Annotated in this window: 13 protein-coding genes and 1 tRNA gene; 4 read left to right on the top strand and 10 right to left on the bottom strand. The window is 39.5% G+C overall.

The annotated features are described in order from the left end of the window. The 6 genes from AAC073_RS21605 to AAC073_RS21580 all read right to left on the bottom strand — a co-directional run. Positions 1–1,022: type IX secretion system membrane protein PorP/SprF (locus AAC073_RS21605; protein WP_339925900.1), on the bottom strand; the 1,022-nt coding region annotated here is incomplete at its 3' end. After that, positions 1,022–3,343 (bottom strand): PKD domain-containing protein, encoded by a 2,322-nt coding sequence (locus AAC073_RS21600; RefSeq protein ID WP_339925899.1) that lies wholly within the window; start codon positions 3,341–3,343, stop codon positions 1,022–1,024. The genes AAC073_RS21605 and AAC073_RS21600, both read right to left, overlap by 1 nt. Positions 3,344–3,652: 309 nt before the next feature. Continuing rightward, positions 3,653–4,924 carry an adenylosuccinate synthase gene (locus AAC073_RS21595; RefSeq protein ID WP_339925898.1) on the bottom strand — a complete coding sequence of 424 codons (1,272 nt, stop codon included), beginning with the start codon at positions 4,922–4,924 and terminating at the stop codon, positions 3,653–3,655. A gap of 109 nt (positions 4,925–5,033) precedes the next feature. Further along, a complete protein-coding gene (locus tag AAC073_RS21590) occupies positions 5,034–5,384 on the bottom strand; it encodes an STAS domain-containing protein (protein ID WP_339925897.1) in 351 nt (116 codons plus the stop codon). Positions 5,385–5,387: 3 nt separating this feature from the next. Next, positions 5,388–5,882, bottom strand: coding sequence for a transcriptional repressor (locus tag AAC073_RS21585; RefSeq protein ID WP_339925896.1), 495 nt, complete (start codon positions 5,880–5,882; stop codon positions 5,388–5,390). Positions 5,883–5,941: 59 nt separating this feature from the next. Beyond that, entirely contained in the window at positions 5,942–8,161 is a 2,220-nt protein-coding gene (locus tag AAC073_RS21580) for a bifunctional (p)ppGpp synthetase/guanosine-3',5'-bis(diphosphate) 3'-pyrophosphohydrolase (protein WP_339925895.1), read from the bottom strand. A gap of 229 nt (positions 8,162–8,390) precedes the next feature. On the opposite strand from AAC073_RS21580, the gene AAC073_RS21575 reads away from it, so the two are divergent. From AAC073_RS21575 to clpX, 4 genes are all read left to right on the top strand, one after another. Continuing rightward, positions 8,391–8,472, top strand: a tRNA-Leu gene (locus AAC073_RS21575). A gap of 90 nt (positions 8,473–8,562) precedes the next feature. After that, a complete protein-coding gene (locus AAC073_RS21570; RefSeq protein WP_339925894.1) occupies positions 8,563–9,891 on the top strand; it encodes a trigger factor in 1,329 nt (442 codons plus the stop codon). Positions 9,892–9,973: 82 nt separating this feature from the next. Beyond that, positions 9,974–10,645, top strand: coding sequence for an ATP-dependent Clp protease proteolytic subunit (locus tag AAC073_RS21565; protein WP_339925893.1), 672 nt, complete (start codon positions 9,974–9,976; stop codon positions 10,643–10,645). 7 nt (positions 10,646–10,652) lie between these two features. Continuing rightward, entirely contained in the window at positions 10,653–11,876 is a 1,224-nt protein-coding gene (clpX, locus tag AAC073_RS21560) for an ATP-dependent Clp protease ATP-binding subunit ClpX (protein WP_339925892.1), read from the top strand. A 1-nt stretch (position 11,877) separates the two neighbouring features. On the opposite strand, the gene lpxB is transcribed toward clpX, so the two are convergent. The 4 genes from lpxB to AAC073_RS21540 all read right to left on the bottom strand — a co-directional run bounded on the left by lpxB (position 11,878) and on the right by AAC073_RS21540 (position 18,154). Then, positions 11,878–12,984, bottom strand: a complete 1,107-nt coding sequence (gene lpxB, locus AAC073_RS21555) for a lipid-A-disaccharide synthase (RefSeq protein WP_339925891.1) — start codon at positions 12,982–12,984, stop codon at positions 11,878–11,880. A gap of 29 nt (positions 12,985–13,013) precedes the next feature. Beyond that, positions 13,014–13,433: a 6-carboxytetrahydropterin synthase gene (locus AAC073_RS21550; RefSeq protein ID WP_339925890.1), complete on the bottom strand. Its 420-nt coding sequence runs from the start codon at positions 13,431–13,433 to the stop codon at positions 13,014–13,016. A gap of 308 nt (positions 13,434–13,741) precedes the next feature. Then, a complete protein-coding gene (locus tag AAC073_RS21545) occupies positions 13,742–17,188 on the bottom strand; it encodes a S8 family serine peptidase (protein ID WP_339925889.1) in 3,447 nt (1,148 codons plus the stop codon). A 153-nt stretch (positions 17,189–17,341) separates the two neighbouring features. Further along, complete coding sequence (locus AAC073_RS21540; RefSeq protein ID WP_339925888.1) at positions 17,342–18,154, bottom strand: DUF4843 domain-containing protein; 813 nt, start codon at positions 18,152–18,154, stop codon at positions 17,342–17,344. Positions 18,155–18,158 lie beyond the last annotated feature (4 nt).

Raw genomic sequence — 18,158 nt, 5'->3', positions numbered from 1 at the left:
TATTTAAACCCAGGTATATCCCTGTCACGCTTTTTACCCAACTTGTAATTCCTAATCGTGTAACGAATCGATATTTCATGGGCCCCGCCGCTATTCCTCCAAGCCAGTTTAGAGACAGTAAAGTCGAAACTATATCCAATCTGCAGATCATTGGGCAATGAAAATCCTACGAGTGCTATTATCGCTTCATTATTAGGTAAATTATGCTTGGTAGGCAATCCTCTGTACCAGGCTCCCAGCATGAGTGGAGCATAAAAGAATTCAGCTCCCACATCCAATTGGTCAAACAGCCCCTGCCGTTTGTAATTAAAGGCAAGGGAAAGGGTTCTCTCTTGTAAAGTATTGTTGATTACGTCTCCTATATTATTACTGAATAAATTAAAGGTGGCTCCACCATGAACAGCGAAACGTATAGGAAGCCTATGGTCTTCCATTTGAAGGAATGATATGTGAGGACGCGTTAAATGATGCGCAGCCACCCCCAACCAATACCTCTGATCATAATAGTACAAGCCTGCATTGATATCTTCGTGACTCCTCTGACTCACATCGGTCACCCAATTGACACCATCTCCCACCACTATACCTCTGTCTATGTCTATTTGCGTCCCTAAAATAATGCTTTCAACATTTACATTCCTATGAACAAAGCTAGCTTGAACCCCCGAATGCAGGTAGCTTTCCTCTCCCAGTTTGATTCTATACGAATAAGTCAAGCCAATCTCCATGTTTTGAACCTGTGAAAAAGAATCACGGACACCATTGGCAATCACTCCTACCCCACTGTTTTTATGGTCTATAAAATGGTCGAAATAAGCAGAGAAGGTATTGAAACTTCTATCTAACCCTGGCCATTGGTTTCTGTAATTCACCCCTACCCGGGTCCATTCTGTACTTCCCGTGAACGCAGGGTTTAAATAAATAGGAGCTGCATAGAATTGCGAAAACTGCATATCCTGTGCCTGAACAAGCCCAACCTTAATGCTCAATAGCAAAACGATCAAAATTATTTTCCCTCTCATTACCTTATCAAAAGAAATTTCCCAGACCTTGTAACAAGCTCTCCTTTATTCGTTTCAAAATCCCCTCTATATATATAGGTACCCGGAGGAAGAGGCTCCCCATTAAGGCGTCCATCCCAGCCGGGATCATTTATAGCCTCGGTCTGAAATAAAAACTCCCCCCAGATATTAAATATCTTCAAGTCCATGGCTACGATACCTTTCATTTTAGGGATGAAAAAATCATCCTCCTGTCGCGAGGGGGTAAAACCTGTAGGGAACATAATCCTGTACGTTCTCCGGATATTGATGGGTAACTCATAGGAGGCGGCACAATCCGGCCCTGTTTCTACGGTTAAGGTCACAAGAAATTCTCCTTTATCTCCAAATACATGAACAGGCGAACGCTGTTCACTGGTGTTCCCATCACCAAAATCCCAAAACCATTTCTGGGGATTCCCTGTAGACCTATCCATAAACCGAATTTGGTCTATGGCTAAAATACCATCCTCGGACTCTTCTTTATTACCTGTATTATTCAACACATAATCAGCCAATGCTTCCAATGCCTCATCTGGTAGGCTCACTCTAAAAGTAAGTGGCTCAGACCAACACTCAAGAGACCTGGGTTTTACGCTTAAAAAAAACAACCCTTCACTCTTAAGGTTTAGTACTTCCTCGTTGATGAAAAAATTGCCTAACTCATCCTCAACTTGGTAATCATATAAATTAGCATCATAATCCGAAATATAGCCCCTTATGTCAGGAAATAAACTTGGATGACATCCATAAATGGTATTTACCACTTCCAAATCAGGGAATTCGGGGAAGGAGATGTTGATAGCATCTGAGACCAAGGGACAACCATTATTGGTAATGACCATGGCGTGGTATAGACCAGGACTGCTGACCATTAATGATGCCCCCTCTTCTCCCTCCAACTGTTCACTATCTTTAAACCATTTGTACTGTTGAATATCGCCCGTAGTAATAATGCTTAAGTTGACCTCTTCACTGGGGCAGGCATCCTTACTCAAAAGGGGAAGGTCATTGACCATAATATTTATTGGCTCGGGACTATCCAATACCTTGAGCTTTAAGGAGCTTCCGGTAGAAGTTTTACCGTAATTGTCGGTAATGGTAAAATATACCTGGACATCTTCTCCTGTGGAACCGGGAATGGGGGTGAATGAAAACAAAGCACCTTCGCCAGAATATCGAAAAGTTCCCTGGGGAACTGTCAGTGTATTCTCTTCTCCACTACAACCTCCCACAAGACAGGGGTCGGTTTCAATATCCTCAATTTCCTTCATCGATTCATAAAACTTCAGGCAACTTACCCGTGAATCCTTGTTGGGCAAATTGAATTTTCCCGGTGGGATTTCCAGTTGATTTTCTAGTCCTTCACAAACATTTACAGCCTCTATTGCACTGGTTGTTGGATTTTTCAGGTTGTCTTCTTCTGCTACCTCTACCAGAAGATTTCTGATTTCGTGAATATTGGTCTCACCTCCTGTAGATCCTGAGAAACCAATTTTCAAAGTTTTAGGTGAAGGGTAAGGATAGTCCACATTATCTATTAGTGTAATCTGTCGAGGGTTACCGTCAGCAGTAGTAAAAATCATTTCCACAACTAAGTTGAAACCTGTCCCCCCATTTTTTGGGCTTAGCTTAAAAATTACCTTTCGGTAACCCTTTTTCTCAGGGTCAGTCACCCTCTTAGTACCTGGCCCACCAGAACTAATAGGGAACCGTTGATCTTCAGGAAGTCCATAAGCTCCCCCTTCGTTGGTTTTTACACCAGTAATAAAGCGGTAACCATTGTACCCATCTCCTGGCCCACGGACAACTATGGCGTTGGAATGTAAAATATTTTGGCCAAGTGGAAATCCACCAGTTTTGCCTTCTGTATTATTACCAAAATTTCCGAAGCTGTCAAAACCTACCCCCATATAAGCATTGGATAATCCCTCCACTTTTTCGTTCATCGCATAGCCCAATGATCCTCCAAACGCACCAGGCGAAAATACAGTGGTCGCTCCATCAAATAAGAATACCGTTAACCCATCAGCACCTGTTCCTCCATAACTAAAATATTCAAAGGAAGCTTTTACTCCAAAACTTGAAGAAAAAGGGATATTGATATAAACGTAACCATTTTGATCGCCTGTAGCCTCTGTAAGCCTAAGCACACCATCGGAGATTTTAGCCTGCCCACCTAAGACGGTCTCACTCCTTTCTATCCCCCCCTGGAAAGATTCACAATAAGGAAAGCCTTGTTGCCCATACAGTTTAGTGGAAAGTGATAATAGCGTTAAAAAACAAACAAGAATACCTTTCATAATTGTACCTGAAGCCGGTTCCTTGATATTAACTATCCAATTTACCTGGCGTTGATCATTTCTTTAGCGCATAAAAAAAAACACACTTCACTTGAGCCCTTACTTTTGTATGGTATTACTTTAATACTGCCACTTCATGTTATCGCCTTTTGGCTCTAACACTTATTGGGAACCATTTTGGTTAAGGTATTTACAATTGCCGCAGTTTATTGTGAACATTAGCGACTTAAGTTAATCAATTAAAAAATAAATAAAAAAGGCTTCTTCCTGATAGTTAGGAAGAAGCCTTAAAATAAGTATTGATAAAAATTATTTGAGTATCGTTTCTTTTCTATCTGGACCTACAGACACCATCTTAATAGGAACCTGTAGTTCCTTTTCTAAGAAAGTAACATACGCTTTAAGTGCCTCAGGAAAATCTTCATAGTCACTAATACCAGAGAGGCTACAATTCCAACCTTCCATGGTAACATAGACAGGTTGAATGCCTTCAGTTGTACCATTCAAAAATTGTCCCTTTGTAGTATCATCATCTTCTAGTTTGTATTCGGTGCAAATTTTAATGTTCTCAAATCCATTTAGCACATCTGCTTTCATCATAAATAATTGGGTCACCCCATTGATCATGATTGAATATTTAAGTGCTGGAAGGTCCAACCATCCACATCTTCTAGGTCTGCCTGTAGTGGATCCAAATTCGTTGCCATCTTTCCGCATTTGCTCCCCATCATTGTCAAATAATTCGGTAGGAAAAGGGCCACTTCCTACACGGGTGCAATAAGCTTTGAAAATACCAAAAACTTCACCTATAGCTGATGGTGGTACGCCTAAACCTGTACAAGCTCCGGCTGCCATTGTGCTACTACTGGTAACAAATGGATAGCTACCAAAATCAACATCCAAAAGAGAGCCTTGTGCTCCTTCGGCCAAGACTTTTTTATTTGATTTCAAGGCGGCATTTACCTCAAACTCTGTTTCTACCAGCCTAAGTGATTTGAAAAATGACACCGCATTGAAGAAATCTGCCTCTAATCCAGGTAAATCTTGTAAACTGAAATCATAATAGTCCAATATTGACTTGTGCCTATTAACCAACTCATGGTATTTCTCCTCAAAGTCAGGAGATAACATGTCCCCTACCCTCAAAGCAACTCTACCAATTTTATCTTGGTAAGTCGGTCCTATTCCTTTTAAGGTAGAACCAATCTTTTTATCTCCTTTTGACTTCTCATAAGCTGCATCCAATAATTTATGGGTAGGCAGTATGATAGTGGCCTTTTTAGAAATGGCCATGTTTTTATTGAAATCTATATTAAACTTTTCTAAGTTTTTGATTTCCTTCTGCAAAACTACTGGATCAAGAACTACACCGTTACCAATAATATTTTGGATATTTTCCCTAAAGATTCCACTTGGAATTTGATGCAAAACATGTTTGATACCGTCAAACTCTAAGGTGTGACCGGCATTAGGGCCCCCTTGAAATCTGGCTACCATTTCATAGTTTGGCGCTAGATAGTCCACTACTTTTCCCTTGCCTTCGTCACCCCATTGGAGACCTAAAAGAACGTCCATTTTCATTGTATTTTTATATAAGTATTATAGCCTTCTATCAAAATTTGCCGTGAAGATTGTCATGTTTGTAAAAATTTACAACTTCCTAGCTAGATTTTATTGTACAAATATGGCTTTATGTTAATTTAACGTGTTGAATCGCCTCGTCTAAAGTGTCAAACACGGTGAAAATATTGTTTAGTTTTGTGATAATGAGCAATTTTTTGACATGTTCGGAGGGAGATGCAAGATAAACTTCCCCTCCTGCGTTTCTCATTTTGGTAAGTACTGTAATCAATACGCCAATTCCACTTGAACTGATATACCTGACCTCACTGAGATCTATTAAACAATTTTTTATACCATCCTGTAACCCATCTGAAACCAGCCCGACCAATCGTGGTCCTGAATCATCGCCGATCAAATCTCCTTTGATTTTTAGCAGCAAAGAATTGTTTTCTATATTGGAATGAAATTCTGCTTTCATCGATTATAATTTATTTTTAACTTTTTCTGCTGGTGGATTGATTTTGTGTTCACATTTCTCATCCGTACAGTTACCATACAGCAAAAGCGAATGATGAATAATATTGAAGTTCAAAATTTCACCTACCGTGTTTTGGATATTTTGAATTCGAGGATCGCAAAACTCCTTAACCTGGTGACATTCCGTGCAGATTAAGTGGTCATGTTGCTTGTACCCATATGATTTTTCGTATTGCGCTAAGTTTTTACCAAATTGATGTTTGGTGACAAGATCGCACTCTACCAATAAGTCAAGGGTATTATAAACGGTAGCACGACTCACGCGGTAATTTTTGTTTTTCATACTGATATACAGCCCTTCTACATCAAAATGCCCTCCCCTGCTATATATCTCTTCTAAAATCGCATACCTTTCCGGTGTTTTCCTTAGCTTTTTGTTTTCCAAATAGGCGGTGAATATTTTCTTTACCTTTTCGTAAAGACTTTCAATTGAAGCCATACTTTCATTTTTTTTTACAAATATACTGTTCTTATTTAAAAATGGATGGTTTAACTCCGCTAATCAAACCTAGACACTTTAAGAACGCCCGGTACTTTGGATAAATTGTCGATAAGCTTTTCAAGATGATTGGTGCTATCGACATATAGTTTGATGCTTCCTTCAAAAATTCCCCGATCTGAATCTACCGTAATTGAACGCATGTTGACCTTCAATTCATTGGAAATAACTTTTGTAAGATCACTGATTAATCCTACCCTGTCCGTTCCAATGATCTTTAAACCAGCCAAAAATGCTATTTGTTGTTGACTTGTCCAACGTGCTTTAATTACTCTATTCCCATGATTTGACATAAGCTCTAGTGCATTGGGACAAGCTGTTCTGTGAATTTTTATACCTTCGTTGACAGTTACAAATCCAAAAACCACATCGCCAGGTATAGGGTTACAACATTTTGCTAAAACATAATCCACCACATCCATGTCCTCACCAATCAATAATTGATCATGTTCAGGCCCTTTTAAGTTTTTAATTTCCTTGGTAAATGATTTCTCATCCGTACAACTTACTTGTGGACCTTTTTTAGTCTTTTTCTGCTGCTTAAAGTCTTTAAAACTTTTTATGGAAGTAGCGTCTATGATTCCTTTCCCAACTTTATAATAAAACTCTGAGGTAGTTTTAGTTTCGAAAAATGCTCTCAACTGTTCCACTACCTCTGAGGAAAAGTCAAGTTTCATTTGTTTTAGTTTCCTTTGAACAATTTCCTTCCCATCCATCATAAAGCCCCTCTTTTCATCTTTGAGGGCATCCTTTATTTTGGCTTTTGCTCTTGAAGTTACTACAGACTTTAACCAATCTTCATTGGGTCTTTGTTTATTGGAGGTGAGAATTTCTACCTGGTCACCATTTTTTAGTTTGTGTCCTATAGATACAAGCTTTTGATTCACCTTGGCGCCAATACATTTCCCTCCCACTTCTGTGTGTATTTCAAAAGCAAAATCCAGGGCCGTGGCTCCGAAAGGCAACACTTTGAGATCTCCCTTTGGCGTAAAAACAAAAACCTCGTCATGAAATAAGTTACCTCTGAAATCATCCATAAACTCTATGGCAGAACCATCATTGTTTTCCAACAAGGTCCTTACTTGGGTTATCCACTCATCCAGGCTACCGGCTGCTTTTTCTGGGGCATTTTCTTTTTCCTTGTACTTCCAATGGGCCGCATACCCTCTTTCAGCTATGTCATCCATTCGTTGGGTTCTGATCTGAACCTCAACCCACTGCCCAGTCTGACTCATGGCCGTGGTATGCAAAGACTCGTATCCATTTGCTCTAGGAGTACTTATCCAATCCCTTAACCTGTTAGGGTTGGGTCTGTAAAAATCAGTAACTATAGAATACACCTGCCAACAAGCAGCTTTTTCATTTTCATAGCTTGTATCAATGATAATTCTAATGGCAAACAAATCAAACACCTCTTCAAAAGGGATGTTTTGAGTTTTCATTTTATTATAGATAGAGTAAACAGACTTAGGTCTTCCTTTAATAACAAATTTAAACCCCTGTTCCTGTAGTTCTTTTTCTATGGGAGTAATGAAAGTTTTGATGAATTTATTTCTGGAAACCCTGGTATCACTTATTCTTTTCGAAATGTATTCATAGGCCTCATTGTCCATAAACTTGAGATGCAAGTCCTCAAGCTCGGATTTTATAGAATACAGGCCTAAGCGGTGTGCCAGTGGGGCATATAGGTATTTGGTTTCAGAGCCAATCTTCAATTGCTTGTGCCTTGGCATTGAATCAAGGGTACGCATGTTGTTTAGCCTATCAGCCAATTTGATAAGAATTACCCGCACATCATCAGAAAGCGTGAGCAGCATCTTCCTAAAGTTCTCTGCTTGTTGAGAAGAGCCATAGTCAAATACCCCTGCTATTTTCGTGAGGCCATCGATGATCTGGGCTACCTTCGCACCAAATTCTCTTTCAATATCCTCCAACTCCATGTCAGTATCCTCGACAACATCATGCAACAGTGCCGCAACGATACTCGTGGTGCCTAAACCTATTTCTTCTACACAGATAAGTGCCACCTCTAAGGGGTGATAGATATAGGGCTCCCCAGATTTGCGCCTCATTTCTTTATGGGCCTCACTCGCTACATTGAAAGCTTTTTTGATCAACTTGGCATCCCCTGATTTAAGCAAAGGCTTAGCCAGTCGCAAAAGTTTGCGATAACGTTTAAGGATTTCTTTGCGCTCTTCTTCTATATCAACTTTGATCATACGATACAAGTTATAAAATATTTTTAGACTTAGGAATCAAAATCTTAAGTAATATTTTAAAATATTTTTGACAAAACTATTGAAACTTTAAAATTGATTATTACCTTTGCATCCACATTAAAAACAAGCCTTCAAGTAGACTTGGTTCTAAAGATAGACAGGGATTATTAAAATTGTTTTCCCGTTTATTACATAAGGTAATATTAATAGACAATTTATTTATTTATTTGCGGATGTGGCGAAATTGGTAGACGCACTAGACTTAGGATCTAGCGCCGCGAGGCATGGGGGTTCGAGTCCCTCCATCCGCACACCCATTAAATCCCTCGATCTTGATCACTACCATTTGGTACTTCAGGATGGAGGGTTTTTGTTATAGGTAAACATTAAATTCATATCCCTTGGAAATTACATTAGACAAACATGCTGCCAATGAAGCCTCAGTGAAAATAAAACTTGGGGAAGCAGATTATCAACAAAAGGTTGATGCTAAAATTAAAGATCATGCGAAAAAAGCCAACATTAAAGGATTCAGACCTGGAAAGGCTCCTTTTACTATGGTTAAAAATCTTTATGGCACCTCAGTATTAGTTGAAGAAATCAATGCCATTTTGTCCAAATCCCTTAATGATTTTTTAAAAGAACAGGAATTTGAAATATTGGGTGATCCTTTACCCTCTGAAGAAGACAGCAAAAGTATAGACTGGAAAAACCAAAAAGATTTTGAATTCGGTTATAAAATAGGTTTCGTCGAAAATATCGAACTCAACCTAGACCAAAAAATTGATGCAAAGGTTTATGAAATAGCGCTTTCTGATAAGGAGGTTAACGAAGCCATTGACAATATCAAGAAGCAATACGGTAAAATGACCAATCCTGAGGTCAGTGAAGAAAATGATTTTCTTTATGGAGACCTTAAAGCAGATGATGGTTCATACGAAGAAACACTATCTATCCCATTAACTAGTTTGGATGGAAGATCAGTTAAAAAGTTTATCGGGGTCAAAAAAGAAGACAGCATCTCTTTCGATCCTTCCAAGGCTATAAAAGGTGATATTGCAGAAGCTTTAAACATTAGTAAAGAAGCTGCTGAAAACCTTAAGGGAGACTTCACTTTTACTGTTCAAAACATTAACAGAACTGAAGAAGCGCAACTAGACCAAGAATTGTTCGACAAAGTATTTGGTCCTGATCAAGTTGCTTCTGAAGATGCTTTCCTTGAGAAAGTAAAAACAATCTTAAGTGAAAACTATCAAAAAGAGATCAAAGTTTTCAATGAAGAGCAGATCAAAGACGGTTTAATTGCTAACCATAAACTTGACCTTCCAGAAGCATTTTTGAAAGAATGGCTTATTAGAGCCAATGAAGGTAAAGTGAGCAACGAAGATGTAGAAAAGGAATTCCCTGCTTATGCAAAGCAACTGACATGGTCTTTGATTTCAAATAAGATTTCAAAAGAAAATGATATCAAGGCGGAACATGAGGATGTCATGGAAAAAACCAAGGTAATGATTCGTGAGCAATTGGCCTCATCAGGAATGGGCGCACAATTAGAGGACAATATGGATATGTTCTTGCAAAATTACCTACAGGGGAATGAGGGCAAGAATTACATGCAGATGATGACCTCCGTTCAAAATGAAAAAGTACTTGATTTTGTAAAAACCAAGGTCGATCTAAAAGAAGAAAAAATAGGAGTTGAAAAGTTTAAAGAGCTTCTCGAAAACTAATTTTTAAAATTTTTTGTTAATAAAAAGTCCTTATCTAAGGGCTTTTTTTATTTTTGTAAAATTAACAAAGAGAAAAGCAAAAATGTATAAAGAGGAATTCAGAAAATTCGCTGTCAAAGGACAAGGCATTAGTGGCAATACCTTTGACCAATATATTCATTCTGTTGAAAACATGACGCGAGCAGTCATTGAAGAACGCCCTACTAATTTCCGGGAAATTGATGTGTTTTCAAGGTTAATAATGGATAGAATTATATTCCTAGGAACAGGAGTAGATGATCATATTGCAAATATCATCACTGCTCAGTTGTTGTTCTTAGAGTCTGTTGATGCTAAAAAAGACATTTTGTTGTACGTCAACAGTCCAGGTGGTTCTGTATATGCAGGTTTAGGCATCTATGACACCATGCAATATATTAACCCTGAAGTAGGTACCATATGTACTGGTTTAGCAGCTTCCATGGGAGCGGTATTGCTTGCTGGTGGTGCTCCGGGTAAAAGAGCAGCCTTGCCTCATGCGAGGATTATGATTCATCAGCCTTCTGGAGGAATGCAGGGTCAGTCAAAGGACATGGAAATTTCAGTGAGACAAATTCTGGAATTGCGTAAAGAACTTTATGAGATTCTTGCTGAACACAGTGGCAAAAGTATCGAACAAATTGAAACGGACTCTGACAGGGATTACTGGATGAGAGCATCAGCAGCCAAAGAATATGGCCTAATTGATGAAGTATTGACGAAAAAAGTAAAATAAAATCTGAATGGCGCAAGTAACATGTTCATTTTGTGGGAGGAATAAGAAAGACGTAGACCTTATGGTTTCCGGTATTTCTGCGCATATCTGTAATTTTTGTATAGAGCAAGCTTTCCAAATATTAGGGGAAGAAGACAAAACGAAAAAGGAAGGCAAAAAACCTAAGTTCAAATTAAAGAAGCCAAAAGAACTTACAGCTTACCTGGATCAATATGTTATTGGTCAACAAGAGGCTAAGAAAGTCTTGACCGTAGCTGTATACAATCATTATAAACGACTAGGACAAAAGCAGGATGATGATGATGTAAGGATTGAAAAATCCAATATCATCATGGTTGGCGACACAGGTACTGGTAAAACTTACCTCGCAAAAACTTTAGCGAAAACGCTTGAAGTCCCCTTTTGTATAGCAGATGCCACAGTATTGACTGAAGCAGGGTATGTTGGTGAAGATGTGGAAAGTATTCTAACGCGTTTGCTTCAAGCTGCTGATTACAACGTGGAAGCGGCAGAGAGAGGCATCGTGTATATTGATGAGCTTGATAAAATCGCCAGAAAATCAGATAATCCTTCCATTACAAGAGACGTAAGTGGAGAAGGCGTGCAACAGGCCATGCTTAAACTACTTGAAGGTACTTCAGTAAATGTACCACCTCAAGGCGGAAGAAAGCATCCTGATCAAAAAATGATTTCTGTAAATACAGAAAACATCCTATTCATTTGTGGTGGAGCATTCGATGGCATCGCAAGGCACATCGCAGGAAGGTTGAATACCCAACCTTTGGGTTTTAGTAAAAAGGCCAATGCTGACTTGATTGATAGAAACAACCTGTTGCAATATGTAACAGCTCAAGACCTAAAAGCATTTGGACTTATTCCAGAACTTATAGGTAGACTGCCTGTACTTACACATCTGGATCCTTTGGATAAAGACTCATTGAAGCTAATCCTAACGGAACCGAAGAATGCTTTGACAAGACAATATGTTAAGCTTTTGGCAATGGAAAATGTTGCCCTAACATTTGAAGCGTCAGGGATTGATTTTATCGTAGAAAAAGCGGTAGAATTTAACTTGGGTGCCAGAGGACTTAGGTCTATTTGCGAGGCAATCATCACTGATGCTATGTATGAATTTCCTTCTGAGGAAGGAGAACATACATTGGTGATTAATGAAGAATATGCCCGTACACAATTTGAAAAATCGAAATTCAAAAAACTTCAGGTGGCTTAACCTAACCTGACAGACTTTCAATAATAAGCCTTGCAGTTTCCTGCGAGGCTTTTTTATTGCCTATAAGTCCCCTCAATTCTTCATAACCTTCCAATACTTTCTCCCGCTTAGGCCCATCTTCAAGAATACCTCGAAGTTCAGTTTCTACTGATTGAGAAACATATTCTCCCTGAATCAACTCTTTGACTACTTCCCTATCTACGATTATGTTTACCAAAGAAGCATATGCCACCTTTATCAATTGCATTCCGATGGCATAGGAAATCTTGCTCGTTTTATACACTACCACTTGTGGTATATTAAAAAGTGCTGTCTCCAATGTGGCAGTCCCAGAGGTGACGACTGCTGCCCTGGCATGAAGTAAGATATCATAGGTTTTATCATAAACCACCTGAATACCCGCATTTTCTGCTGATTCATAGACCTCCGAAGGCAAATTACGCACACCTGCTATGACCCAATTAACTCCTTGAAAGCTGCTTTTTAAAGCAATCATGGTAGTCAACATCTTATCAACCTCTTGCTTTCTACTCCCTGGAAGTAAGGCAATAAGAGGCTTACCTTTTAATTGATGGTGGTTTAAAAAATCCGGGTCAGGTTTAAATTTTTGGATCTCATCTAAGAGTGGGTTTCCTACATAGTCTACCTGCCAATCGAATCTTTTGAAAAAATCTGTTTCGAATGGCAAAATAGCATATAGCTTGTCCACGTTTTTCTTTAATTTATAGGCCCTGTTCTGGTTCCAGGCCCAAACTTTAGGCGCTATATAATAATGGACCTTAATGCCTTTTTGGGTAGCAAAAGTTGCTATCTTCATATTGAACCCCGCAAAATCCACTAGAATTAATGCATCGGGCTGAAAAGCCAATAAGTCTTTTTTAACGGCAGAGAGGTATCGGAAAACTCTCCTGAAATGCATCAGCACCTCCACAAAACCCATCAATGCCATTTCTTTGTAATGAGCAAAAAGTGAGCACCCTGCCTCCTTCATGTACTCACCGCCCATGCCTCGAAACTCGGCATCGGGATCTTTCTTTTTCAAAGCAAGCAGAAGATTAGATGCATGTAAATCTCCTGATCTCTCTCCGGCAATAATATAATATTTCAAGGGCAGGTAGTTTAAAGAAGATTGGGCAATTATTCCCCGTAATACTCTACAAAATTTCTCGGTGTCTCATATAAAGTCAGCTTAAAGAGCCCCCCATCCTTTACAATTTCATTGACCAAAGGCTGGAGAATTTTCCAAAACTCGATGACCAGATTTTCACAACTGGCCATTTTTCCACTCATGAATGGTACATCAATATTAAGGTTCTTGTGGTCTACTTTGTCAATAACTTCCTTACGGATAAGTGTGCTTAATTGCTTTAAATCCACGACGAAGCCTGTGTCTTCATCCGGTCGACCTTTTATTGTGACTATAAGCTCAAAGTTATGTCCATGCCAATTTGCATTGGAACAAGGTCCAAACACTTCTTTGTTTTTTTCTTCTGACCATTTCGGATTCCATAACTTATGGGCTGCATTAAAATGCTCCTTCCGACAAACGTGTACCATTCTTTCTATTCAATTGAGGCCACAAAGTTACATAAAAAAGATGCAAAATTCACTGGTTTGTAATTTGGATACCAATTTCTTCTGTCTTTCTTAACCTGCTGGCTATTAAATAAGAAATTTTTGTGCTTGGTCTCCTCAGTAATTATTGTTAAAAAATGATTCTATTGTATCCAAAAGCATATTCTACGACAATCAAATCCTATATCAACAAGTAATTTAAAAATATTATAGTAAAAAGGGGACTTCAATGCTTTCAATGTCTTGCATGCAGGCTACCATTTGTTTAAAACAATATTATAGAAAAGGCCTTATTCCTTCAAAATTTTAAAGGAATGTATTTCCTTACCTGCTTGTACTTGAAGCAAATAAAGTCCTTTAGGAAAATCAAAATCCAAAAGGTATTCTATTCCTTGTTTGTTTTTCAAGAAGGAATCTTTCAGTTTTTTGCTACCTGTACCGTTGTACAAACTGACTTCTATTTCTCCTAAGTAATCATTGTTGACAAAGAGTGAGAGCTCATCTGATACGGGGTTAGGACCTATGGCATAACCAGCCCTGCTGTTCGGTGTCAGGTCATCTGATCCCGAAACTACCACTACATCAGAAATCCTGTTGCATTGTTCATCTATCACCGCCACCTGGTAGGTTCCTTCATCATCTACAACGTAAGACCTGGATACCGCACCTTCGATAGGCCTCCCATTTCTATACCATTGGTAATTAGATGCTGGCAATTGTGAACTTAATTGAGAGCCATTCACCACGATCAGCGGACGATTTAAGGTGTTTCTAACTACCGAAATATCCCTTTGAAAAGTCTTTGTACCTGAAGGTCCTTCAGCTTCTAAACTAACCTGATAAGTCCTTGAAAGGTTGAATACATAGGTAGGATTTTCTAATGCTGAAGTGGCAAATCCGGCAAAATCCCAACTAAAAGAAGTAATGTTTCCCTCACTTAAGTTTATAAACTCTGAAATTCCTCCAGCACAATTAAATCGGACCTCAAAATTTACAAAAATCACGTCTTCACAAGATATATTACTCCAATTGGCCGCATTTACTACAGTTGATTGTGGGTCCAAATTAATTACTGCTTCACCAAGTAGGTCCACATTTTCCACACTCAATCCTTCAAAGCAATATTTGTTATAAAGGTCGTGAAAAACATAGGCTTTCCCTGATGAACGAATCAAACCAGCGCCACCAAGACTATTCTTATTAACAATCGTTTCTAAAACGGTCAAGGTACTACCATCGGTCAAATTCAATTGACCATCTTCAGATAAGACCAAGTTTTTAACCGATGTCTGTTGAGGTAAAAGATTGGTATTACCGGAAAGGTCAAGTGTTTCAAATGCACCAGAAGATTGAACTTCTAAATTTAGCCCCCGATTGAAAAGCGAGAATCCTTCCTGCTCTTGCAAATCCTGATAAACGCCGTTGGTCCCTGAAAAAACCAAATCTAAAGAATTGCTAATGGTTGCATTTTCATCAATTAGAAACTGACCACTAAATACAATGGTCTTCAGCGTCCCATTCAACAACGCTCCTGGGGCCATGATAAAATCTTTTAAAATGAGACTGTCTTTTTGGACTTCAACTTCCGCTGCATTAATACTTAATCCATCCAATTCTGGCATAGCCAATACCTGCCAACGCCCACTATTGAACTGGACGTCTACTCCTGAAAAACTAACCTGACCAAAATCAAGAATGCTCTCTCTTTGTTCTTCACCTTCCAAAAGGATGCTTCCATTTTTGATCTTCATGTTTTGATTGCCAGCACGGAAACCATTTTGAACGATTAAATTTTGCTGATTTAAATCTAAATCAAAGTTCTCGTCCCCAAAAACATTAAGACTAAATGCATTTGCATCCCCATTCAATCGGATTGCTTGCCCAGTATCGGGTTGGTCAATGACCACCCTGGTGCCTCCGTCAGGAATCCTTCCTGCACTTTGCCCATTGGACTCTAGGGACCAGTTTACTGGATTCTCCCATTCTCCATCTCCTCCAATCCAGTACAGGGTACTTGATTGTCCATCAGAAACTCCAGCTGAAAAAACCAAACTGAAAGGCTGTTGCCCATTGGTAAGGCTTCCTTTGTGCGTGATTTGTAATGTGTATTTTTGAGGGCTTGGAGAGTCAATTTGGATTTGCTCTATGTTGTCCCTAAAATTATCTGCCGTTCTAACAGCGACTGCACCAGAACCTTGAGAGGGATTAAGTGTCCATGGGTAAAATACTGTACCACTTTCATCTATGATTCTCATGTCAAGATCATTGACCAACATCAAGTTACTTGGGTTTAACTGAGCTGGTGGTGGAGCAGCAGCTGGGTCTGTCCAGGCAATGGTTGCTTTAATGGGATCAACCCCATTGGATACAAATTCAAATTGATAGGTATCATTGTTCATCAATTGCAACTCCCTCATCACTTTGGAACTACCGTCTTCATCAATGATCATTTGAGCAGCTGCTTTGGAATCCAATAATCCCCAACCATACATATAGTCTGGCCCAGCACTGATGCCAGCTTCTTTGGTTGTTTGAATGGCAAGTGCTTTTAAGGTGGCCGCACGCATGTACCTTCCTGAATTCCTACTGTGGTACAATTCCTGTAAAAGCAGTAAGCTTCCGGTGACATTAGGCGATGCCATAGAAGTTCCACTCAAAGTGGCATAGCCATCTCCAGCCCCGTCATTTACAATAGATGAACTAAATACGTTGACCCCCATACCGACTAAATCTGGTTTTATTCGACCATCATCCACGGGTCCCCAACTTGAAAAACTACTCATAAAAACATCTGTAGGGACTTCATAGTCCGCAAGTAGGCTAACCGCTCCTACTGTAATGTTATTTTTAGCAGCTCCTTCGGGTCCTATTGAGTCTTCAGGCCCATCAGATTGCTTTGATCCATCACCTATATCCGACCTGTCATTTCCTGCTGCCCAAACAATCGTATAATAGGGCTTCGCAAAGGCCAACTCATCCAATTGCCGGGATTTAGTGGAATAATACCCAAAACGATAGTCTTCCTGGTTATTTACGCCTGCATTTCCAGCCCAGCTCCAATTTTGATTGCTATCTCTATACCAGCCAATCAAGTTTCCATAAGAATGATTGGAAATCAAATGTCCGCCTGGGTTAAGCGCTGGATCATAGCTATTTTGTGTCATTTTGGAAATGTCCGCATCCCAATTAAAGGCCCATCCTGTGGCATCAGTAGCCATACCTTTGGCGTTGGGGTTGTTCCCAGAGGCGAGAATGGTACCGGTAACGTGGGTAGCATGATCACTGAATTCCTCTGTGGACCCATCTATCTGAGTGACTCTATTTCCAAATTCATTGTGATTGTTCCTAGGTCGTGTCTGGTCGTAAATACCAACAATCATATTGCGCCCCGTCAAATTTAAATCTAAGCTTCCCCCTACTTGCAAAGCATCTGTGGAAGTGGCCCTAGCCGCTTTCAAATTATATGTCGTGAAATAGACCGGATGGTTCTCATCATCCAAATATTGAAATGTGGCAGAATTAGCACCGGCAAGCCTGATTTTTAAAGGAATACCTAAAGACTCTGAAATGGAAATTTTCTCCGCTTGGGTAAGACTGTACCTACTGACGCTCAGTTTCAATTTCTGATATACCTCAGACCTGACTTTTTGCATGCCGTCACCCTGAATCCCAGGATTCTGTGCGGAAGAAAGCCCCGATAATAAAAGAAAAATGACTAAAACGATACCTTTTCTCATCCGATTTACTTTTTTTATGGGCAGGAAGTCATTTTCAATTCCACCTGCCTTGCTTTTTTATGGCACATTACCTTTACACTTTTTTGGGCAATATTATTACATTTTCATCTCATCTTGCTATTAACCCTACGCTATTTGACCCAAAGAGAAGACTCAATTCCCTGAAGGAGTAAGTGTGGTAACGCCACTTAATTCGGCCACTTCATTTTCCCAACTTATCCTAATGGTTCCATCTGCATTTAGCTTACCGGATCCCTTAAAGAAAGCCCTATCAAAAACATTGTCCGCTTGGTCTACCATGGTGATTACCCCACACAATTCAGTAAATACAGCAGGATTGTCATCCTCTGAATATAACTGAGAATAAACCCCACCCGTAATGTCTGAAATTCTGTAAGTGAAAGGCTCCAATTCTGTAATGGTTACCTGATAATTAATTGTACCATAGGAACCCACCGTTACCGAAGTGTAGGTACCTGCTAAATCGGAAGGGCAAGACAACCTGATTTCGATGGTCACCTGGTGGTAATTGGTGCTGATTTTAGTTTCTCCTGCATCAATTATTTTGAGAATAAGGTCAGGCAGCTCCTCACTAGCCAGATTTCCTGTTAGAATTTCTATGGGAACATCTACAAAGCTGCTGTTGGCCGGAATGGTAACTTTGGTGTTCTCCAGCCTGTAATGAACTCCAGCAATGGCTGTAGAACTGGGATCTACACCCAATTCAATTTCCAGGGGAGCATTCACCTGGCGGCCCACTAAGTTTATTCTTACTTTATCCTGATTTACCTGATTGTTACTTGTTTTGGTTACAATTTTTTTAATGGTGTTATTTGGCAAGGAGGCCTCGTCAAACTCTACTTCTAAACCTTCCCATACGATGCTAAAACCAGACTCCTCCATACAGGAAGCGTTACTGAATAGTAAGCCAATCATAAATGCAAAACCAAATATTTTATGCTGCATCCCC

This window comes from uncultured Cyclobacterium sp. (genome assembly GCF_963977555.1).
GTDB lineage: Bacteria > Bacteroidota > Bacteroidia > Cytophagales > Cyclobacteriaceae > Cyclobacterium.
Note: the sequence above shows the minus strand (reverse complement) of the source record. Positions and strands in the feature narration are given on the sequence as shown.

Excerpts from the sequence above, each read along its gene's own strand:
- AAC073_RS21600 (WP_339925899.1), bottom strand. The coding sequence starts at position 3,343 with ATGAAAGGTATTCTTGTTTGTTTTTTAACGCTATTATCACTTTCCACT.
- AAC073_RS21595 (WP_339925898.1), bottom strand. The coding sequence starts at position 4,924 with ATGAAAATGGACGTTCTTTTAGGTCTCCAATGGGGTGACGAAGGCAAG.
- AAC073_RS21590 (WP_339925897.1), bottom strand. The coding sequence starts at position 5,384 with ATGAAAGCAGAATTTCATTCCAATATAGAAAACAATTCTTTGCTGCTA.
- AAC073_RS21585 (WP_339925896.1), bottom strand. The coding sequence starts at position 5,882 with ATGGCTTCAATTGAAAGTCTTTACGAAAAGGTAAAGAAAATATTCACC.
- AAC073_RS21580 (WP_339925895.1), bottom strand. The coding sequence starts at position 8,161 with ATGATCAAAGTTGATATAGAAGAAGAGCGCAAAGAAATCCTTAAACGT.
- AAC073_RS21565 (WP_339925893.1), top strand. The coding sequence starts at position 9,974 with ATGTATAAAGAGGAATTCAGAAAATTCGCTGTCAAAGGACAAGGCATT.
- clpX (WP_339925892.1), top strand. The coding sequence starts at position 10,653 with ATGGCGCAAGTAACATGTTCATTTTGTGGGAGGAATAAGAAAGACGTA.
- AAC073_RS21550 (WP_339925890.1), bottom strand. The coding sequence starts at position 13,433 with ATGGTACACGTTTGTCGGAAGGAGCATTTTAATGCAGCCCATAAGTTA.
- AAC073_RS21545 (WP_339925889.1), bottom strand. The coding sequence starts at position 17,188 with ATGAGAAAAGGTATCGTTTTAGTCATTTTTCTTTTATTATCGGGGCTT.
- AAC073_RS21540 (WP_339925888.1), bottom strand. The coding sequence starts at position 18,154 with ATGCAGCATAAAATATTTGGTTTTGCATTTATGATTGGCTTACTATTC.